The organism is Alcaligenes endophyticus, assembly GCF_026344035.1.
Taxonomy (GTDB): Bacteria; Pseudomonadota; Gammaproteobacteria; order Burkholderiales; family Burkholderiaceae_B; genus Alcaligenes; species Alcaligenes endophyticus.
Window position 1 is genome coordinate 76,467 of the sequence record NZ_JAPKND010000009.1, and the last position, 20,453, is coordinate 96,919.

Consider the following 20,453-nt stretch of genomic DNA (forward strand, 5'->3'; position numbering starts at 1 on the left):
ACAAGCGGTATAGATGGCTAATTGTTATAGCATGTAAAAAGCCCGCCTGAAAAGGCGGGCTGGCTGGTGGTGCTGGTAGTTAGAAACTACCGAACATAGTGCCTAAGGCAATCACAACTGCCACAGCAAGCAGTGGCCAAACCATGGTAACCATAGCGATGTTGGCATATGACTGGCGGTGATTTAAACGGCAGATGGACAGTAAGGTAATAATGGCGCCACAATGCGGCAAGGTGTCTAGGCCCCCGGCCGACATCACCGCTACGCGGTGTAATAGTTCTGGACTAATGCCAGCAGCATGGGCCATTTCCAAGTAAGTGGAACCTAACGTTTGCAGGGCAATACTTAAACCACCCGATGAGGAGCCGGTAATACCTGCTAGCGTGGTCATTGCGACCGCTTCGGAGATCAGCGGATTCCCAGGTGCAACGTTGAGGACAAAGTCGCGAATGATGACAAAGCCAGTGAGGCTAGCAATAACGGCCCCGTAACCAACTTCAGAGGCGGTATTAAACAGGGGTAGCATAAAACCAAATATCCCCTTGTTCACCGTTTCGCGCAGGTTGTGCCAACGCCCCAAACGGATAAGAACTAAGCTGGCATTAGCCACCACCAAAGCGATAATCAAAGCCCATAAACCAACCGTGTTTTTAGGGTTGATGCTGGGGAATTTCTCTGTCACTGTACTGAAGTCGTAACCGGGGAATATACCGTAAGTAAATAGCGCATTTACGCCAATCACTAAGAACAATGGCAGTAGAGCCAATGCGACGGGCATAATAGTAAGCCCTTCTTTGCGGTCATCGTCCGAGTCTACGGCATCTTCAGGGTGCTCGCCGTAGCCTTCCTGCGCAGCGGCGGCTTTTTTCGCTCGGCTTTGTAACCACCATAATCCACCCACGGCCATAATAATTGACCCAATAATACCTAGGCCAGGCGCAGCAAATACGTTCGTGCCATAGTAAGGAATGGGTATAGCGTTTTGGATAGAAGGGGTACCAGGCAAGGCAGTCATGGTAAAGGTAAAGGAGCCTAGGGCGATGCTGGCGGGTACTAATCGTTTAGGGATGTTGGCGGCCTGGAATAGATCTTTGGCAATCGGGTAGATCGCAAATGCCACTACAAATAAAGACACTCCACCGTAGGTGAGTATGGCGCAAGCCGCAACGACTGTTGAGATAGCATGCTTATCGCCCAGACGACGCACAAGGTATTGAGCAATGCTGTTGGCCGCGCCAGAGTCCGCCATAAGCTGACCAAAGAGAGCGCCAAGTAAGAAAATAGGAAGAAACGACAGCACATAGTTACTCAGTGCTGACATGAAGGTGTTGGTGTAAATTGGTAATAAAAATCCGGCATCACCCGATAGCAACACAGCTAAAGCGGCCATCAGTGGCGCGAGTAACAGTACTGTTATCCCGCGGTAAGCCAAGTACATCAATAACACTAGCGATAATAAAATAGCAAGGGTGCTTCCCATAAGCGTGGGCTCCAGCCAATGAATGAAAAAAGTATTTTGTTTATGTTGACAGGCGGCGTTTAGCCTTGGATGGTGGTCCATCAGGAGTTAAAGACGCGCCTTCATCTAGTATGTAAGCTGACTGTGACAAGAGCATAAATGTCATCAGTTGCCATCATAGTCAAAAAGATGAGTATGCTTCAAACTCAGAGCTACTATTTTGCGTTAGGTCAGTCACTTAGAAAGTTATTTTGACGCCCGCAATATAGACTCTACCGCCCACCTTGCCACTAGGTGCTGCGGTTTTTGCAGGGGATGGTGATTACTTCCACTTAGGGAGCAGCGCGCCGCATATCTTCGCTGTAGTTAGTCAGTAAGCGGCGTGCGCCCTTACAGAGCCTATTTTTAGGTAAGGTGTAAGCCGCCTATAGCATCGCCGCGGGGACGGTGTCGTAAAACTGGCATACGTTGCTTGGTACTAGAGCCGCTGCAGCCGCATCCAGAATGATATGTGCTTTAGGATGCTGTTTTAAAATGGTAAAAGGTACTAGGGGGCTGACCTCATGCTCGTAGTACTTCGCGATGGTGGCTGCTTTGCTGCTGCCGGTCGCGACCAAAATAATTTCGTGAGCATCCATAATATCTCGCATTCCCATCGTAATCGCAGAGGCAGGCACAATTTCATTGGGGCCAAAAAAACGGCTGTTATCAATCCGAGTGCGCTCAGATAGTTCCACCACATGGCACTGGCTGTCAAAAGGTGTGCCGGGCTCGTTAAAGCCTATATGCCCGTTACTGCCGACCCCCAGCAATTGCATCGCAATACCACCATGGTCACGTATTGTGTCCGAGTAGGCTTGGCAGTATGCCGGCAAGTCATGGGCCAGACCGTCGGGAATATGAATGCGAGAGCGGTCAAAGGCTAAATGGCGTAGCAAATGGTGTTCCATGTACGCAGCGTAGCTTTGCGGATGCTGGGCAGGCAGGCCTACATATTCATCCAAATTGAACGTGCTAACTTGCGAAACATCGATGTTGCGCGCCAGCGCCTGTTTGACCCATTGAGCATAAATCGGCTCCATGGTGCCACCGGTGGCTAAACCCAATATCACATCAGGTTGTTGAGAAATACGTTGAATAAACAGAGTACTAACGTATTGAGCGACGTGATCCGTGTCAGGGAAAACAATAAACATGGGCGGCCAGTAGGGGGCAATTAGTAAATAGAAAGTGATCGTAGCACAGCGGCGAGAGCGTTTGTAGGGATTTTTGTTGCGTTTTGTGCTGTTGAAGTTCGATGATGATTTCTTAGGTTTGGGTACGCCTGTGAGTGCTCGGGGAGTGAAGAGTGTACGTTAACTCTTCTCGTTAGCATGGGTTGGTTCTTAAAGAGATTGTGGCACTGCGATATATGTTCGTCGTTGCCACCCTTGCGCTCCAAACCGAGCAGTCTTAAAGTGTTACGCTCAGACTAAAAAGGAGACAAGCGGCTTATGAGTAAGAAGCAAGCGGAAGGGGCCGTAGCGCGGTTTGATTATATTGTCGTGGGAGGCGGGAGTGCGGGAGCTCTATTAGCCAATCGTTTAAGTGCTGATCCGGCAAACAAGGTATTGCTGTTGGAAGCAGGGGGTACTGATACTTATCATTGGATTCGTATTCCGGTGGGGTATTTGTACTGTATCGGTAATCCCCGAACGGATTGGTGCTTTTTTACCGAATCCGAAACCGGCTTAAACGGGCGCAAACTGCGTTATCCCAGAGGTAAGGTGCTAGGCGGCTGCTCCAGCATTAACGGCATGATTTACATGCGTGGACAAGCCAGGGACTACGACGCCTGGGCGCAGATGACTGGTGACGAAAGTTGGTCGTGGGAGCATGTTCTTCCTCTATTCATGAAACATGAGAATTCGTATCGCCTAGATGCAGATGAGCGGGCCGATGTTCGCCAGTGGCATGGACACCAAGGTGAATGGCGAGTAGAAGCGCAGCGTTTGCATTGGGACATACTGGATGCCTTTGCGCAGGCGGCGCAAGAAGCGGGAATACCCGCCACTGAAGATTTTAATCGGGGTTGCAACGAGGGGGTCGCGTATTTTGACGTGAATCAAAAGTCGGGTTGGCGCTGGAATACGGTCAGTGCTTTTTTACGGCCAATTATGAAGCGACGTCCCAATTTGACGGTTTGGACACAAGCACAAGTGGCGCGCCTATTAATAGAAAAAACGGATAGTGGTTTGCATTGCAATGGGGTGCTGGCTCTACATCAGGGCAGCATGAAAACGCTGGCTGCGGATCGTGAGGTTGTTTTGTCGGCGGGAGCCATTGGTTCGCCCCACCTGTTACAGCTTTCAGGTATTGGCCCTGCGGACTTATTGCAGCAGCATCACGTTGACGTGGTGCTTGATCGCCCCGGAGTGGGGCGCAATTTACAGGATCATCTGCAGATCCGTAGCGTGTATAAGGTGCAGTCGGCGCTAACTTTAAATGATAGAGCACGCACGTGGTGGGGCAAGGCGGGTATAGGCTTAGAGTATTTGTTGCATAGGCGTGGGCCGATGAGTATGGCACCCTCGCAATTAGGTGCTTTTACGCGTTCCTCGCCGGATTATCGTTATCCTAATATTCAATATCATGTGCAGCCATTAAGCCTAGGAGCTTTTGGAGAGCCTTTGCACGACTTTTCTGCTTTTACGGCGAGTGTATGCAATCTTAATCCAAGCTCTCGCGGTCACGTAAGCCTACAAGGCCAAGACTTTTCACTTGCCCCTAAGATTTCACCTAACTATCTCAGCACGCAGGAAGACAGGCAGGTTGCCGTGGATAGCTTGCGCTTAACACGTAAAATAGTGCAGCAATCGGCCCTCAGTGCATACCATCCACAAGAATTTGTGCCAGGCGTTCAGTTGCAAAGCGACGAAGATTTAGTACGAGCTGCAGGCGATATTGCCACCACTATCTTTCATCCGGTAGGCACCTGTGCAATGGGGCGTAGTGATGATGTAGACTCCGTAGTGGATGCGCAACTTCGTGTGATAGATGGGGTAGGGGGGGTAGTGAAGGGGTTGCGGGTGGCTGACGCTAGCATCATGCCCAAAATTTGTAGTGGTAATACAAACAGTCCCACCATTATGATTGCTGAAAAAGCTGCGCAAATGATACTTAATAGTCGTTGAGGTCATTGCCTTGGAGGCACCCCAGAAAATTAATTACGTATTATTAAGAGCTAGTTTTGCGTACCACAGAAAATACGGCACTGGCTTTGAAAATAGCTTGTTCGTTAACGCTTAGGGTGCAATCAACAAAGCTTAGCGAGCGACCGCTACGGCGTATGTAGGCTCGTGCAATGATCCAGTCTCCTAATCGAGCAGGGCGCATGAACTCTGAGGTCAGGCTGACGGTGACTACGTGAGTGCCCGTAGCGTAGCCCAGTCGTGCTGCCTCGCCCATGGCATTGTCGGCTAATGCCATGAGCATGCCACCATGGCCCATCTCTTGTTGATTTAAGTGTTTGTTTTCTAGATGAATGGCTACACACATGTCTACCCCGTCTTCCTGTTTTTCGTAATAGGGGCCACAGAGCGCATTGAATGGGCTTTTGGCGCGGGCTTGGGTGAAGCCCTCTGGTATGGGGAAAAGGGAAGTGGGGGTAGGGTTTTGAGTCATGAGTGGGTCCAAAGGGTAAAAATAGATGGCACGACAACTAGCGATAGCATTGCTTGCTAATCTTTAAGCTTGCTCGCTGGTGGGTGGACATCATACGCAAAATAGAACCTTTTAGGTGGCGAGTGAGTAGATTCTTATTTAAAGAAATCGAGCCAAGGCTTGCGTGGCCTCGGGCGACTCAAGCCGCTCAATAAAGAACGCTACTTCCTGCTCGATAGCACGGAGCAAGGCAGGACGACCAGGCTCCCGTAGCATACGCTTAGATAAACGTAAGGCTTGTAAGGGTTGTGCTGCTAATCGCGCAGAGCAAGCTAAGGCCTCATCTAGACTAGTACCATTGGCGCTAACAGCGTTAAGTAATTGAGCCTCTAGAGCTTCTTGCGCTGTAAAGCTTTGTCCTTGCAACAACCAAGCACTGGCTCTACGTCGGCCCACCAAAGCTTCCAGTAAAATGGTGGTACCACCCTCAGGACAGAGGCCTAGTGACACGAAAGGCAAGCTAAACACAGTATCCGAATCCGCATAAACAAAGTCGCAGTGCAGCAGCAAGGTGACTCCTATACCTACCGCATGACCTTGTACGGCAGCAATCACAGGTATGTCGGTGTTGACCAAGCTGCGCAGGAAGTCTAATGCAGGATTGTTGGCTTGTGGCTGGCGAAAGTGCGCAAAGTCATGAATATCATTTCCCGCGGTAAAGTGGCCGCCAGAACCTGTGAGCAAAATGCTATGACAGTCTTCTGGGGCGTGATCGATGGCGTTGCTTAACTGCTCATACATCGCAAGATTAATCGCATTACGACGCTCGGGGCGTGCAAAGGTTAAAGTGAGTAAGCCATGCTCGTAGTGTTTTTTTATCATCGTGTGCGTTCCTAGGCGAAAGGCTGCTGAGTCAATTTCTCTTTGCTGCGCAGATAATCTTGGCGTAACTGTTGCACTATGTCTTTTACGCTTTGTATATGCTCAATGCTGCCCACTCCTTGACCGGCTCCCCAGATATCTTTCCAAGGTTTACTGTCGCTGGTATTTACGTGGGAAGTAGTGTCTTTGGCCGTTAGTTGTTCGGGGTCCAGGCCTGCTCGCTCTATGCTAGAGCGCAAGTAATTGCCGGGTATGCCGGTGAAGTAGGGGGTGTAAATCACATCTTTAGAGCCACTATCAATAATGGCTTGTTTGTATTCAAGGCTGGCATTGGCTTCTAGGCTAGCGATAAAGCGTGTGCCCATATACGCAAAGTCGGCTCCTAGCGCTAAGGTTGCAGCGATGTCTTGCCCGCGAGACAAGGCTCCTGATAGAGCAAGCGGGCCATCGTAAAAGCGTCGGATTTCCCCCACTAAAGCGAAGGGGTTTGTCGTTCCGGCATGGCCGCCAGCACCGCCACACACCGCTATTAAACCGTCGACACCCGCCTCTAGTGCTTTCTGCGCATGTCGTACCGTGGTGACGTCATGAAATACTTTGCCGCCCCAGGCATGTACCGTATCGACGATGTGATGGGGGGCGCTTAGGCTAGTAATGATAATGGGAACCCGATGCTGCGCGCAGACAGCCAGGTCATGCTCAACACGGGGGTTGCTGCGATGCACGATGAGATTGATCGCGTAGGGCGCCACTTTTCTTGAGGGGGCATTAAGCTTGATATGAGCCAGGTGCTGTTCTATTTGACTGAGCCACGGGGATAGGTCGGCAGCGTCACGTGCATTTAAGGATGGCATGGCACCTACAATCCCTTCAGAGCATTGAGCGATCACTAGGGGAGGCGTAGAAACGATAAATAATGGCGCGGCGATGACCGGCAAACTAAGTTGTGTATACAGCTCGGCGACCGTAGGGTGCATGGTACGACTCCTAGTCAATGGTGACGGGTTTATGTAGAAAAAGCGAGTTTTTCAAAACCGTGTTTTATGCCTACTTTCAGAAGCTATGCTTTCCTTGATAGCTACTTTACTGCTATGGTGCAAGGGGTAGCAATCGTCGTCATAAGGAGTACTCATGCGTGGGCTAATGATAGTAGGGGTAGCGGTGGTATTGGCAGCATGTCAAAGTCCAAATCGGCCATCTCAATCCATTGATATTCCTGAGCCTCCTCAGTATCAGCAAGTGCAAGGGCAATCGCCATTAGAAGTAGGCACCCAAGAGTGGATGGCGATGGTGACCGAACGGGTGGGTGTCTCTGATGGCCATGGCGGCGGGCCTGATTATGGCTCGCAGGAGTGGTGTGATGCAGTGCATTACCGTGTGTATGGTCAGCATGCTCCTAAACCTGTTGCCTGCGATACACAGTGGATGCGGCAGATTGATGAATATCTGCGCCAGCGTTAAGATTTTAAAAGTATAAGTGGCATACTACATTGCCAGCAGTCTCAGGCTATCGGTGCATGTATTGTGTCCGAGTAAACAGAATGCTAGACCTGTTTTACGCTTATTTAAGCCCTCTAGGAGAAAACTATGTCAGTGGAAAAAGTCAGCGATAAAGTAGCCGCTCGTGCTAAAGAAGGGATTGCTAGTGGCGCCGAAAAACTAGAGCAAGCTGTGGATGTCGCCGCTCAAACCAGTAAAAACACGGCACGTCGTGTACGTGCGAGTGTGGAAGATTTTGTGCAAGAATACGATGGTCTGTATGCTGAGGGCAAAGATGTGGTCGAAGAGGCACTGATTTGCACAAAAAATATGGTGCGTGCTAGGCCTTTGACTAGTTTAGCCATGGTAGGTTTATTGGGTTACTTGCTAGGGCGCTTGCGCTAATAGTGGTGCCTTTTTAGGCAGGCTGCTAACTTGGTAGCCTGTGTTCAGTGCTAGTTTTACCTACTCTTAGGCGAAATGCCATGCGTGTGCTTTATCCATTAAGGTCTATGCTCGGTTTAACTATGATTACTGGCTCATTGGGGGCGTGTAGCAATATGGCTAGCTCACCCCCTGCAGCCCAACAACTGGCGTTGGCAAACCCAGCTACGGTGCATTGTATTAGTATGGGAGGCGAGTCCATCTCGCATCGAACCAGCGGTGGAGAGTATTCAACGTGCCGGCTGCGTGATGGCAGTGAGCTAGAAGAGTGGCGTTTTTACCGCCAAAGCTTTCCACATCTTTATTAGCTGGTTTGCGGGGCGGCGTTAAATGCCTAAGTCGTTCTGTGCTTTCTCAGCCCGTTGCGCGGCGGCCAGAGTGATGAAGGCTCGTTTAATAAACTCCATGTTGTTTTTGTAGGCTTGCACTGATAAGCCGGCTATGGCTTCCACAGTAGGCTTTTCTGCTTGCTCTGCTTGTTCAATAATAGTTTCTAGTGTTTTGGCAAAATAATCGCTAGAGTGATCTAAAAAGCTGCCCACTTGATTGACTTGCTCATTGGTTTGGCCTTTAAGCTCAGCAAGTACAAAGGTGAGAATTTCTCGCAACCCATGTACTTCCGCGCGTAATTGGGCGTAGCGAATTTCAGATTCTGTCATGATAGGTTCTCCGGCATAGGGTAATTAGCCCACGCATTTAACCATACTCTGTTCGTCCGTAACCATGGTTTAGGCTGTTGGAGGCGGTTGGCAATATAAAAATATGTCGCTAAAGTGCCTATTTCCTCTTTTTTTAGCCGTAACAAGCAGTACTAATGATGCTAAACTATGACAGTTAATCGGTTTTTAGCAGGAAGCATCACACCATGACTATCACTACGCGAACTACCCACTGGTCTGTCTAGCCTTGGCTGCGTAGCGTTTCTTTGCTTTCTTAAAAAACGTTCAAATCAAAAGCGCGGCTAAAGTGTCGCGCTTTTTTATTTCCAGGAAGTTTTATGGTCCGAATCACTCTACCCGATGGCTCCCAGCGCGAGTACCCGGGGCCAGTTACTGTTAGCGATGTCGCCAATTCAATTGGCGCCGGTTTAGGGCGTGCAGCCTTGGCTGGGCGTGTGCGAACGGCAGGTAGCGAGGATTCGCAAGTAGTGGACACGTCGCATCTAATAGAACAAGATGCCGAGTTGGCTATTGTGACAGCCAAAGATGCAGACGGCCTAGATGTGATTCGTCATTCTACTGCACACTTGCTGGCTTACGCCGTTAAAAGCTTGTACCCGCAGGCACAAGTCACGATAGGTCCGGTTATTGATAACGGTTTTTACTACGACTTTTCATACGAGCGCCCTTTTACGCCTGAAGACTTGGAAGCTATCGAGAAAAAGATGGTCGAGTTGGCTAAAAAAGATGAAGCGGTGGTGCGTGAGGAGTGGCTGCGTGATGACGCTGTGGAGTTTTTTCGTGGCATAGGAGAAAACTACAAAGCGGAGATTATCGCTGCTATTCCGGCTAATGAGCCTATTAGCTTATATCGAGAAGGCGATTTTATCGACTTATGTCGTGGTCCGCACGTGCCGTCTACCGGAAAGCTAAAAGTTTTTAAGCTCATGAAAGTAGCGGGGGCTTACTGGCGCGGTGATAGCAACAATGAAATGCTACAACGTATTTATGGTACCGCTTGGGCCACCAAAGACGAGCAACAAGCTTACTTGACGATGCTCGAAGAGGCCGAAAAACGCGATCACCGTAAATTGGGGCGTGAGTTAGATTTATTTCATTTCCAAGACGAGGCCCCAGGACTCATTTTCTGGCACCCTAAGGGCTGGACAGTGTGGCAGCAAATCGAACAATATATGCGTAAGGTATACCAAGATAATGGTTACCAAGAGGTTAAAGCGCCGCAAATTCTAGACTTGTCGTTGTGGAAAAAAACAGGGCATTGGGATAATTACGCCGATAATATGTTTACCACCGAGTCCGAGCACAGAACCTATGGCTTGAAACCCATGAACTGCCCGGGTCATGTGCAAATCTTTAACTCTGGTTTGCACTCGTACCGAGAGCTGCCTATTCGTTATGGCGAGTTTGGCCAGTGCCATCGCAACGAACCCTCTGGCTCTTTGCATGGCATGATGCGTGTGCGCGGCTTTACTCAGGATGACGGGCACGTTTTCTGTACAGAAGATCAGCTACAAGACGAGTGCGCCGCTTTCACTGCCTTATTGCAAAAAGTCTATGCCGACTTTGGTTTTAAGGAAATTTTGTATAAAGTGGCCACTCGCCCCGCTAAGCGTATTGGTGCCGATGAGGTGTGGGATAAAGCCGAGCAAGCCCTAATTGAAAGCTTGCAGCGCACCGGATGTGAGTTTGAAATATCCGAAGGTGAAGGCGCTTTTTATGGCCCTAAAATTGAATATACCTTGAAAGACGCTATTGGTCGCCACTGGCAATGCGGTACTATACAAGTAGACTTTTCCATGCCAGCGCGTTTGGGGGCTGAGTACGTCGATGCGCAGGATCAGCGTCGTACCCCAGTGATGTTGCACCGAGCTATTTTAGGGTCGTTTGAGCGCTTTATCGGGATGCTAATAGAAAACCACGCAGGTGCCTTGCCAGCTTGGTTGGCCCCAGAGCATGCCGTGGTATGCTGCATCTCGGAATCTTCCGCGTCCTATGCGCGTGAAGTTGCACAAAATATGCAAAAACAAGGCTTACGTGTTATTGCGGATTTGCGTGGAGAAAAAATCACTCGTAAAATCCGTGAACATAGTATGCAAAAAGTCCCCTATATACTGGTGGTGGGCGAAAAAGAGCGTGAAACGAACGCTGTTGCCGTCCGCGCCCGGGGGGGGCTGGATTTAGGGGTAATGCCTTTGGCTGACTTCCAGATCCGTCTGCAACAAGAGATTGAGGCCCGTCAGTAAGGCTGTGGTGGCAATCATTTATTTAATTACTTAGGAGTTCTAGATATCGCAACCGAGAAAAAACATCGCATCAATGGTGAGATTCGTGTCCCCGAGGTGCGGCTCATTGGGATAGAAGGTGAGCAATTAGGCATTCAAAAAATGGCTGATGCTTTGAATTTTGCTGAGCAAAACGATGTGGATCTGGTGGAAATTTCCCCAGGAGCAGAACCACCTGTATGTCGTTTGATGGACTACGGTAAATTCCGCTACCAAGAGCAAAAACGCCAGCAGGAAGCCAAAGCTAAGCAAAAGATAATACAGCTTAAGGAAGTCAAATTCCGTCCCGGTACGGACGAGGGTGACTACCAGGTTAAGCTTCGGAACGTAAAACGATTCATCGACGATGGCGACAAAGTTAAGGTGACGTTGCGTTTTCGTGGTCGCGAAATGGCTCACCAAGAGCTGGGTATGCGGGTTCTGGAACGTATTCGTGATGAAGTCACTGAGTTGTGCCAAGTAGAGGCCATGCCAAAGCTGGAAGGTCGCCAAATGGTGATGGTGCTTGCGCCACGCAAGAAGGCAACCTGATTCGCCCTTCGAGCCTTAACGCTTATCAGGCAGGCTAGACCTGCCTGATTTCTTATCTTGTTACTCGGCCTCGCAACTGCTTGCGAAGGCTAAATTTGCCAGGTGTGTCGATGCGCATACTGTACATTATTGATCCATTAGCCAGTCTGGCTGCTTATAAAGACACTTCTGTTGCCATGATGCGTGCTAGTTTGGCGCGCGGCCATCAGGTGGCGGTCACTTTACAAGGTGATTTGTACATTGACGATAGTCGTGTGAAAACCGTTTATCGCGACATTACGATTGCGGCAGATGCTGATTTGCGTGGGCCACACTGGTGGTCATATATTAGTAACAGTGTTGAGGCTGAGTTAAATACGTTTGATGCCGTCATTATGCGCAAGGACCCTCCATTTGATATGGAGTATGCGTACTCAACACATTTATTAGGCTTTGCCGAGCAACAAGGCGCTCGCGTGTTTAATACTGGTGCTGCGTTACGCAATCATCCTGAAAAATTAGCCATCACGGAGTTTCCTGAGTTCACTCCTCTAACCCTAGTGACGCGCGATATGACGCGTTTGCGCGCATTTCATGCTCAGCATCAGGACGTGATTGTTAAACCCTTAGACGGCATGGGTGGTACGGGTATTTTCCGTCTGCGGGCAGACGAGCCTAACGTAGGCGCTATATTAGAGACCCTTACAGAGCAGGGCACTCAAACGATCATGGCGCAGCGTTACATACCTGAAATTAGCCAAGGCGATAAACGTATTTTAATTATCGGTGGCGAGCCTGTTCCATACTGCCTGGCACGCATCCCCCTAGCAGGCGAGACGCGGGGTAACTTGGCAGCAGGAGGCCGTGGTGTAGCGCAAGCGCTATCCGAGCGTGACTGGGAAATTGCTCGCAGCATTGGCCCTAAGTTGGTCGAGCGTGGTTTGTTGTTAATTGGTCTGGATGTCATTGGTGATTATGTCACCGAAATTAACGTGACGAGCCCCACTTGCTTTGTGGAAATTACCGAGCAAACGGGCTTTGATGTCGCTGATGTCTTTGTGCAGGCCGTTGAGAAAGCTGTGAGTAAACCGTGACACGCATCGCCCTTATCATGCATGAGCCCTTAGCCTCGGCTTTTGCAGCATGTGCTCAGCACGTGTTGGGCGAGAAGCCGGACATTCATGTGGTAGATATTGCTGCGGATGAATGTACCGATGCGGCCACTGAACGGTGCTTGCTGGAGATACAGCAAGAATGCGCGCCAAACACACTGATATTGTGCGATCTATATGGTGCGACACCCTTTAACGTTGCAAGACGGGTACAACAGGCTTTACAAGCGCAAGGTGATGCTGCTCACCTTCTTACCGGCGCGAATCTGTGCATGGTGCTGAAGGCGTTGACTGAAAGAGGTCAAAATCCTGAGTGTCTAAGCCAAGAAGTGATGGGTGGCGCTGTGCGTGGCATTGTCGACGCAGCTTGCCAGTATTAAGTACATTCGCTAACTTTTAGGAAATTGTATTCGTTATGCCTTCTGTTTCCATTGTCATTAGTAATAAGCTCGGCTTGCATGCGCGTGCCGCGGCAAAGTTAACACAACTGGCGGGACGCTTTAAAAGTGATATTTTTATCTCTCGTGATACTCAGCGTGTGAATGCTAAAAGTATCATGGGTGTAATGATGCTGGCCGCCGGCTTGGGCGTGACCGTTGTTCTTGACGCCGAAGGCGAGGATGCGGACCAAGCATTGGTGGACATACAGGCGTTATTTGAGGCCAAGTTCGGCGAACAAGAATAGAGTCAATCATGCTTTCTCAGCCACGTGTTACGGCGGCGCTTAGCGCTATGTTGACAGCCCAGGGTCAGGCTGTTGTTAAAGGTTACGCAATCGGTAAGGCTGCCGTCATGAGTGCTGCAGCCCTTGAGGTGCCGCACTACCGAATTACCGCTGATGACGTGGATGCTGAGTGTCAGCGCCTCTTAAGTGCAATGATGGCGACTCGTGATGAGCTCAATCATCTCGTTGATCATTTACCCCTTGATGCGCCGCGTGAGTTAGCCCCCATATTGACCGTCCATAGTCTGCTATTAGACGACCCGATGCTGACTCAGCAAACCTGCGACATTGTGCGCACTCGTCTTTACAATGCTGAGTGGGCCTTAACGGCTCAAGGGCAGGCCTTAGTTGAGCAGTTTACGCAAATTGAAGACGAGTATCTGCGCGAACGTGCTGCTGACGTGCGGCAGGTAATTGAGCGCGTTTTACGGGTTCTGGCGGGTCAGCCTGCGATGTTGCCAGATTTCGATCATCGCTCCTCTGACCCCCTTATCGTGGTCGCGCGGGATATCTCACCCGCTGACATGCTGCGTCTGCGAGAAGCGAATTTTGCCGCCTTCTTAACGGATTTGGGCGGTCCGACATCGCATACTGCGATCGTGGCGCGGAGTATGAATGTACCTGCGCTCGTAGGGCTAGGTGGATTTCGTAACTTAATCCGCGATGGCGATGTGTTGATTGTTGATGGCTTTACAGGCGCCGTGATTGTCAACCCATCAGAACAAGTGCTGAGCGAGTATCAAGAGAGGCAGCATGTTTATCAGCGTGAACGCGAAGAGTTATCGAGCCTGCATGATGCGGCAGCCTTAACCTTGGATGGAGTGATGATTCGCTTGGAGGCGAACATCGAGCTGCCACAGGAAGCCGAACAGGCTTTAGCAGCGGGCGCCGATGGGATAGGGTTATTTCGCAGTGAATTTTTATTTTTGGGTCGCAATGACTTACCGACCGAGAAGGAGCAGTACGAGGCATACAGCCGTGTAGTGCGAGCTATGGGTGGTAAAGTGGTGACTATTCGTACGTTGGACATAGGCGCCGATAAAGTGCTGGATGGCGAATCGACGGTGGCGACAAACCCTGCATTGGGTCTGCGCGCGATAAGGTATTGTCTAGACCGCCCTGATATCTTCTTGACTCAACTGCGTGCTTTGTTACGTGCCAGTGTCCATGGGCAAATTCGTATACTCATCCCCATGATTGCTTCCATGAGTGAGGTACACGCCACGCGTCAGGCACTCGAGCTGGCCGCTCAAGAGCTAGAGCGTGATGGGGTTCCTTATGCGCGCAATTATCAATTAGGGGCCATGGTTGAGGTTCCTGCGATGGCAATAGCTATTGAGCCTTTCGTCGCAGAACTGGATTTTTTATCTATTGGTACTAACGACTTAATTCAGTACGTGTTGGCGGTAGACCGTGGGGATACCGAGGTGGCAAATCTTTATGATCCCATGCACCCAGCGGTGTTACGGCTGATTGCTCATACTATCAATGCGGCGAAACGTTTTGGTAAACCAGTCGCAGTCTGTGGTGAGATGGCGGGGGATGCCAGCCTTACCCGCGTGTTATTAGGCTTAGGGTTGACTGAGTTCTCTATGCACCCGCAGCAATTGCTTGAGGTAAAGCGCGAAGTGCGACGCTCACACTCTAACGCTTTGCGCGATAAAGTTGCCCTGGCGCTGAATCGCGCTGAGCGTATAGATTTGCTTGCGTTAGCCACGTAGCAGCCCCAATGCCTTGTATAACGATCCGTAGTGATCTGTTGGTTCTAGGCCGCTACTCCAGGGTTATTACGTAGATATTTCAACTCTTGCGTGTCTTTTTGTAACAACGGTCTCCGTTCCCTTTATTGATGGTAGGCTTGTTACATAAGGCTTTTGCTCGAAAACGAGAGTTGCATTGTGAAAATATTGAAATTAGGATTTACACTAATGCCTTAACTCTTTCGATGCATGTGGCTAGAATGGTTTCAACGATAGCTTGCGTGGCTACCCTCACCAGAAAGTCGACATCGGCTCTGGCATAAATAAATGTTAGATTGTGGAACTGTAGAAGGAAATCACATGAAAAAAACTCGTGTATCCGTGGCTTTGTTGGCAGCATTAACTTCACTGACGATGCTTGCAGCTTGCTCCAAAGAAGAGCCCGCCAAAGACGTTCCTGCGGCTCCTGCAGCGAGTGCTCCGGCTCCAGTAGTGACTCCCGCTCCAGCGACTGAAACAAATGCTAGTCAGTCGAAAACCGACGCAGTGGTAGAAAAGGCGGAAGAGCTGAAAGACACAGCGGCCAAGGAAGCCGATAAAGTCAAAGAAGAAGCAGCTAAAGATAGCAATACGCTGAAAGCTGATGCGGAAGCAGCTGCAGACACCGTTACAGAGAAGGCCGCAGAATTGAAAGATGATGCAGCCGACTTGTTAGGTAAAGCCGGTGACGCGGTAAAAGAAGGCGCGGCTAAGGCTGACAATGCAATTCAAGACGCTGTTGGCAATAAGTAGTTATATACGTAGTGTTTAAAAAGTAGAAAAAGCGAAGGCAATGCCCTTCGCTTTTTTTATAGGTAAAAAACGCAGCTAGCTCGCTGACGGGGTAGTGGTATATCGCTACAATGAGTATAGAAATATTTATAGACAGGAGTGTGCCATGATCAATCGCAACGAGTGGTTGAACGATTTTCAGAAGAATATCTCAGAGCTTATCGCTAAAAGCCCGGCTGCCGATATTGAGCGCAATGTAAAAGCATTTATGGGGCAAACTTTTTCCCGTATGGATTTAGTAACGCGTGATGAGTTCGATACCTACAAGCTGATGCTTGAGCGTGCACTGACTCGTATTGCTACGTTAGAGCAGCGTATTGAGCAGCTTGAGGGAAGTGACTTAACGCAGGAAAATTCTAGCGCAGACTAAATTCGCTTATCGTAATGTTGCGCATGGAAAAAAGCGGTCTAGATGCTAGTGCCGCTTTTTTATTTGCGTCATATTGACATGATTTGAGCCGTTAATATCATGTCCTTAGCTGTTTTGTATAGTTGTGGGTTGCAAGGTATGCATGCTCACGAAGTACGGGTAGAAGTGCATATTGCATCTGGCTTGCCTGCTTTCAATGTGGTGGGTCTGCCCGATGCAGGGATACGGGAAAGCCGTGAGCGAGTACGCTCAGCCTTACTGTGTGCAGGGTACGAATTTCCGGCTGCACGTATCACCGTTAACCTAGCTCCGGCAGATCTACCCAAAGATTCCGGTCGTTTTGATTTGCCGATTGCTTTGGGGCTATTGTTGGCCAGTGGCCAACTGATAGCCTACGATGCTGGAGGCAAGCCTCAGGCTTTACAGGGCTTGAGTGAGTTTGTATTAGTGGGCGAACTGTCATTAAGTGGGGCGGTAGAGCCGGTTCAAGCGCCACTGCTTATTGCGGCCGGTATGCTTAAGCAGTGGCCAGCAAAAAAACTGATTCTCCCTTATGTGTCGGCTTGTTTAGCAACGCATGTCCCCAATTTACAAGTGCTAGGTGTACAGAGCCTGCGCCAAGCGGCTGAATACCTAATGGGGCAGGCAAGTCTGCCTGAGATTATCCCTCTGCCTGTACAGCCCGATATGGCCTCGTCGTTATGCATGAGTGACGTGCGGGGACAGCTCTTCGCCCGTCGTGCCCTAGAGGTCGCAGCGGCAGGTGGCCATAGCTTATTAATGCTGGGTACTCCAGGAGTAGGGAAGACCATGCTGGCCCAACGGTTGCCCGGCTTATTGCCAGATCTTAATGCGGAACAAACCCTAGAGTTGGCAGCTTTACACAGTTTATTGTCGGATGTATTGCGGTTTACAGCGCGTCCTCCATTCAGGTCTCCGCATCATTCTGCTTCGGTCGTGGCTATTGTTGGTGGCGGTAGTCGTCCTATGCCAGGTGAAATATCCTTAGCTCATCACGGTGTTTTGTTTATGGATGAGTTTCCAGAGTTTGAGCGACGTGCTTTAGAGGCGCTACGTGAGCCTTTAGAGGCAGGGGTGGTATGTATCGCCCGTGCTAGTGGTCGTGTGGAATTTCCGGCACATTTTCAGTTGATTGCAGCCATGAATCCTTGTCCTTGCGGATGGTCAGGCCACAAGCACAGGACCTGTCGTTGCACCCCAGAGCGCAAACAGCGTTATCAGCAAAAAATATCCGGACCTATACTGGATCGTATTGATATGCAGATTTTTTTATCTGACACGCCCGAACAGTGGGAGTCGGCGCCGCAAGGGGAACCCTCAGCGATCATACGGGTGCGTGTTGAAAAAGCTCGCGCTCGACAGTTGGAGAGGCAAGGGCGTTTAAATGCTGCTTTGGGGGCTAGTGGCTTAGCCGTTTACGCGCAGGTAGATGCGGCGGCCGAGCAGTTGTTAGGGCAGGCGATGCGCCGTTGGCAATGGTCGGGGCGCGTGCGTCATAGAGTCCTGCGCCTAGCCCGCACCTTGGCAGATCTTCACGAGTCTGAGCTCATACAGGTCGCCCATTTATCCGAGGCCATGAGTTATCGCCAGCATTTAGGATTGGGATGAGAGGCTAAATCTTTCATTTGGCATGTGCAGAAGTTTATTTTGTATTGGGTGGAGGTGTCATGTGTGACAATGTGGCCTTTTACCTAGCAGAGGCAAAGATGAGTATAGGCCTATGGCTCACCTTTTTAATGGCAGCGTTTCTGATCAGTATCTCGCCCGGCGCGGGGGCGATTAGCACCATGAATAGCGGAATACGTCATGGTGTTAAAGCTAGTTTGCCCACGATTATGGGTTTGCAGTTGGGTTATGCGGTTCAGATACTGGTCGTTGCAGTGGGCTTGGGAGCCTTATTAACATCGTCTGCTTTGGCTTTTTTAACCATTAAATGGGTGGGTATAGCTTACTTGTTGTGGTTAGGTGTACAGAAGTGGCGCTCCACCGATGCGCTGCACGTGACGGGGAGTCATTCGTTAACAGCCAGGCAACAATTTTGTCAGTCTGCTTTAGTTAATCTAACTAACCCTAAGGCTACCGTATTTTTGGTCGCCTTATTTCCCCAGTTTCTATCTAGCTACAACGCTTCTTCTTATGCGTTACAGCTATGCGTGATGGGCGCGACACTGATTTTGGCCGATGTTGTGGTGATGTTTTGTTATGCTGCCTTAGCAAGTCAGTTTAAAGGGTGGGTGAACTCACCTGTGCGTATGCAACGGATGAACCGTTTTTTTGGCTCTTTTTTTATCGTTGCGGCCCTAATGCTGGCCTTGTACAAAAAGTCCTAAGTGGCTAAGCACTAGGTTCGAGCATAGAAGTCTGTACGGTTTACCGGGTGATACGACTAGTCGTGTGCGTGGACGCCGCAGTTTTTGTTTTTTCTAGTAGGAAAGCTAGACAGGAATTTATTTTTCGCCTTATAATCAATAGCTTTTGCGGAATACGTAACTTTATTTGCTTTGCTTTTAAATGCGTTTTTGGCAAAAGAAAAATAAGTGTCTGTTAGGTTAAGCAAGCATTGTCTGTTTGTGGGGCAATCACCTGCAGTCACAAATTAGCTGAGTAATATCATGCCTAAAATGAAAACCAAAAAAAGTGCTTCTAAGCGCTTTGTGGTTCGTGGTAGTGGTTCAATCAAGCGTGGTCAGGCGTTCAAACGTCACATCTTGACTAAGAAAACGACCAAAAACAAACGTCAGTTGCGTGGCACAGTTGAGGTCCATAAAGCGGACGTCGCTGCAGTCAAAGCAATGATGCCTTTTGCTTGATAAGGGAGCACTAATATGTCACGAGTAAAACGCGGCGTTAACGCCCGCAATCGTCATAAGAAAGTAATGGCTCAGGCCAAAGGTTTCCGTGGTCGCCGCGGTAACGTATTTCGCGTAGCCAAACAAGCAGTCATGAAGGCAGGTCAATATGCCTACCGTGACCGCCGCAACAAAAAACGTGTATTCCGTGCATTATGGATTACACGTATTAATGCTGCATGCCGTGAACTGGGCATGACTTACAGCCAGTTCATCGCAGGTTTGAACAAGGCTTCTATTGAGCTGGATCGCAAGGTACTGGCCGATTTAGCTGTTAACGACAAAGCCGGTTTTGCCGCCATTGTTGCCCAAGCGAAGAACGCTTTGGCAGCCTAAGTGTAGCAATTCAATTTGTCTAGTTCGCGAACGGGGCTCTTTAGGGGCTCCGTTTGTTTTTGGGAAGTAACACTACATGACGTCCACGCAAGAAGATCTCATTGTTCAGGCACAAAGTCTGTTTGCACAGGCTCAGGATGCTGCCTCGCTAGAAAATGCGAAAGCGAAGTTTCTGGGTAAACAAGGTGCGATCACCGCACTCATGAAAGGGCTAGCGCAATTAGAGCCGGAGCAAAAGAAAGCCGAAGGTGCACGGATTAACCAAGTTAAGCGGGAAATTGAATCCCTATTAACGGATCGTCGTGCTCAGATGGCAGCCGATGAGTTAAATCACCGCCTAGCGGCTGAGCGTATTGATGTGACTTTGCCGGGTCGTGGTCGGGGCATGGGTGGTATACACCCAGTCATTCAGACTTGGCAACGTGTAGAGGCTATTTTTCGCTCAATTGGTTTTGAAGTGGCCGATGGTCCTGAAATAGAAGACGACTGGACTAACTTTACCGCGTTAAATAACCCTGAAAATCACCCAGCGCGTTCCATGCAAGACACTTTTTATGTGGACATGCAAGACGATAAAGGCTTGCCTTACTTGCTACGCACACACACCAGTCCTATGCAGGTGCGCTATGCTCGTCAGCATACCCCACCTATTAAAGTGATTGCTCCTGGGCGCACATACCGTGTAGATAGCGATGCTACACACTCCCCTATGTTTCATCAGGTGGAAGGTCTTTGGATTGCCGAAGATATTTCATTTGCTGATTTAAAAGGGGTATATACGAATTTCTTGCGGGCATTTTTTGAAAGCGATGACTTAGTCGTACGTTTTCGCCCGTCATTTTTCCCTTTCACCGAGCCGTCTGCTGAAATTGATATGATGTTCACGCAAGGCCCGAAAAAAGGGCGCTGGCTGGAAATTTCTGGCTCTGGGCAAGTGCATCCTGATGTGGTGCGCAACTTTGGTCTGGACCCCGAGCGTTATATTGGCTTTGCGTTTGGCTCAGGCCTTGAGCGCTTAACCATGTTGCGCTATGGCGTGAACGACCTACGTCAGTTTTACGAAGGTGATCTGCGTTTCTTGAAGCAGTTCAACCGCTAGAGCTTGCTTACGCTTGGTGCTGACAGTCGACCG

The 20,453-nt window shown here is 49.6% G+C and carries 23 protein-coding genes; 17 read left to right on the plus strand and 6 right to left on the minus strand.

What is annotated here, in order from left to right:
* Positions 1–79 precede the first annotated feature (79 nt).
* Together OSH01_RS14285 and nagB are read right to left on the minus strand one after the other, a co-directional pair.
* Positions 80–1,480, minus strand: a complete 1,401-nt coding sequence (locus OSH01_RS14285) for a GntP family permease (RefSeq protein ID WP_266124794.1) — start codon at positions 1,478–1,480, stop codon at positions 80–82.
* Between the two features lie 404 nt (positions 1,481–1,884).
* Positions 1,885–2,655 carry a glucosamine-6-phosphate deaminase gene (nagB, locus tag OSH01_RS14290; protein WP_266124795.1) on the minus strand — a complete coding sequence of 257 codons (771 nt, stop codon included), beginning with the start codon at positions 2,653–2,655 and terminating at the stop codon, positions 1,885–1,887.
* A gap of 297 nt (positions 2,656–2,952) precedes the next feature.
* Between nagB and OSH01_RS14295 the strand changes: the two genes are divergently transcribed.
* A complete protein-coding gene (locus tag OSH01_RS14295) occupies positions 2,953–4,632 on the plus strand; it encodes a GMC family oxidoreductase (RefSeq protein ID WP_266124796.1) in 1,680 nt (559 codons plus the stop codon).
* Positions 4,633–4,675: 43 nt separating this feature from the next.
* Here OSH01_RS14295 and OSH01_RS14300 read toward each other — a convergent pair whose 3' ends face one another.
* The 3 genes from OSH01_RS14300 to OSH01_RS14310 form a co-directional block, all read right to left on the minus strand.
* Entirely contained in the window at positions 4,676–5,122 is a 447-nt protein-coding gene (locus OSH01_RS14300) for a PaaI family thioesterase (RefSeq protein ID WP_266124797.1), read from the minus strand.
* 138 nt (positions 5,123–5,260) lie between these two features.
* Positions 5,261–5,983: an enoyl-CoA hydratase-related protein gene (locus OSH01_RS14305; protein WP_266124798.1), complete on the minus strand. Its 723-nt coding sequence runs from the start codon at positions 5,981–5,983 to the stop codon at positions 5,261–5,263.
* A gap of 11 nt (positions 5,984–5,994) precedes the next feature.
* Positions 5,995–6,960, minus strand: a complete 966-nt coding sequence (locus OSH01_RS14310; protein ID WP_266124799.1) for an NAD(P)H-dependent flavin oxidoreductase — start codon at positions 6,958–6,960, stop codon at positions 5,995–5,997.
* A gap of 154 nt (positions 6,961–7,114) precedes the next feature.
* On the opposite strand from OSH01_RS14310, the gene OSH01_RS14315 reads away from it, so the two are divergent.
* From OSH01_RS14315 to OSH01_RS14325, 3 genes are all read left to right on the plus strand, one after another.
* On the plus strand, positions 7,115–7,444 hold the full coding sequence (locus OSH01_RS14315) for a hypothetical protein (protein ID WP_266124800.1): 330 nt from the start codon (positions 7,115–7,117) through the stop codon (positions 7,442–7,444).
* Positions 7,445–7,570: 126 nt separating this feature from the next.
* The gene (locus OSH01_RS14320) at positions 7,571–7,867 is read left to right on the plus strand and encodes a hypothetical protein (RefSeq protein ID WP_266124801.1); all 297 of its coding nucleotides are present in this window, start codon (positions 7,571–7,573) and stop codon (positions 7,865–7,867) included.
* Between the two features lie 122 nt (positions 7,868–7,989).
* Positions 7,990–8,214, plus strand: a complete 225-nt coding sequence (locus OSH01_RS14325; protein WP_266124802.1) for a putative hemolysin — start codon at positions 7,990–7,992, stop codon at positions 8,212–8,214.
* A gap of 18 nt (positions 8,215–8,232) precedes the next feature.
* Here OSH01_RS14325 and OSH01_RS14330 read toward each other — a convergent pair whose 3' ends face one another.
* Complete coding sequence (locus tag OSH01_RS14330) at positions 8,233–8,565, minus strand: hypothetical protein (RefSeq protein ID WP_266124803.1); 333 nt, start codon at positions 8,563–8,565, stop codon at positions 8,233–8,235.
* A gap of 338 nt (positions 8,566–8,903) precedes the next feature.
* Between OSH01_RS14330 and thrS the strand changes: the two genes are divergently transcribed.
* From thrS to pheS, 13 genes are all read left to right on the plus strand, one after another.
* A complete protein-coding gene (thrS, locus tag OSH01_RS14335; protein WP_266124804.1) occupies positions 8,904–10,829 on the plus strand; it encodes a threonine--tRNA ligase in 1,926 nt (641 codons plus the stop codon).
* 45 nt (positions 10,830–10,874) lie between these two features.
* On the plus strand, positions 10,875–11,399 hold the full coding sequence (gene infC, locus OSH01_RS14340) for a translation initiation factor IF-3 (RefSeq protein WP_266124905.1): 525 nt from the start codon (positions 10,875–10,877) through the stop codon (positions 11,397–11,399).
* Positions 11,400–11,509: 110 nt separating this feature from the next.
* Positions 11,510–12,472 (plus strand): glutathione synthase, encoded by a 963-nt coding sequence (gene gshB, locus OSH01_RS14345; RefSeq protein WP_266124805.1) that lies wholly within the window; start codon positions 11,510–11,512, stop codon positions 12,470–12,472.
* Complete coding sequence (locus OSH01_RS14350; protein WP_266124806.1) at positions 12,469–12,870, plus strand: PTS sugar transporter subunit IIA; 402 nt, start codon at positions 12,469–12,471, stop codon at positions 12,868–12,870. The genes gshB and OSH01_RS14350 overlap by 4 nt, the downstream gene beginning before the upstream one ends.
* 35 nt (positions 12,871–12,905) lie before the next feature.
* Positions 12,906–13,175: an HPr family phosphocarrier protein gene (locus OSH01_RS14355; RefSeq protein ID WP_266124807.1), complete on the plus strand. Its 270-nt coding sequence runs from the start codon at positions 12,906–12,908 to the stop codon at positions 13,173–13,175.
* 47 nt (positions 13,176–13,222) lie between these two features.
* Complete coding sequence (gene ptsP, locus OSH01_RS14360; protein WP_266124906.1) at positions 13,223–14,935, plus strand: phosphoenolpyruvate--protein phosphotransferase; 1,713 nt, start codon at positions 13,223–13,225, stop codon at positions 14,933–14,935.
* 339 nt (positions 14,936–15,274) lie between these two features.
* Positions 15,275–15,706 carry a hypothetical protein gene (locus OSH01_RS14365; protein ID WP_266124808.1) on the plus strand — a complete coding sequence of 144 codons (432 nt, stop codon included), beginning with the start codon at positions 15,275–15,277 and terminating at the stop codon, positions 15,704–15,706.
* A 145-nt stretch (positions 15,707–15,851) separates the two neighbouring features.
* On the plus strand, positions 15,852–16,115 hold the full coding sequence (locus OSH01_RS14370) for an accessory factor UbiK family protein (RefSeq protein ID WP_266124809.1): 264 nt from the start codon (positions 15,852–15,854) through the stop codon (positions 16,113–16,115).
* Positions 16,116–16,214: 99 nt separating this feature from the next.
* Positions 16,215–17,744: a YifB family Mg chelatase-like AAA ATPase gene (locus tag OSH01_RS14375; RefSeq protein WP_266124810.1), complete on the plus strand. Its 1,530-nt coding sequence runs from the start codon at positions 16,215–16,217 to the stop codon at positions 17,742–17,744.
* Between the two features lie 98 nt (positions 17,745–17,842).
* Positions 17,843–18,466 (plus strand): homoserine/homoserine lactone efflux protein, encoded by a 624-nt coding sequence (rhtB, locus tag OSH01_RS14380; protein ID WP_266124811.1) that lies wholly within the window; start codon positions 17,843–17,845, stop codon positions 18,464–18,466.
* A 282-nt stretch (positions 18,467–18,748) separates the two neighbouring features.
* Positions 18,749–18,946, plus strand: coding sequence for a 50S ribosomal protein L35 (gene rpmI / locus OSH01_RS14385; protein WP_266124812.1), 198 nt, complete (start codon positions 18,749–18,751; stop codon positions 18,944–18,946).
* Between the two features lie 15 nt (positions 18,947–18,961).
* The gene (gene rplT / locus OSH01_RS14390; protein WP_266124813.1) at positions 18,962–19,321 is read left to right on the plus strand and encodes a 50S ribosomal protein L20; all 360 of its coding nucleotides are present in this window, start codon (positions 18,962–18,964) and stop codon (positions 19,319–19,321) included.
* 76 nt (positions 19,322–19,397) lie between these two features.
* Complete coding sequence (pheS, locus tag OSH01_RS14395; protein ID WP_266124814.1) at positions 19,398–20,420, plus strand: phenylalanine--tRNA ligase subunit alpha; 1,023 nt, start codon at positions 19,398–19,400, stop codon at positions 20,418–20,420.
* Positions 20,421–20,453 lie beyond the last annotated feature (33 nt).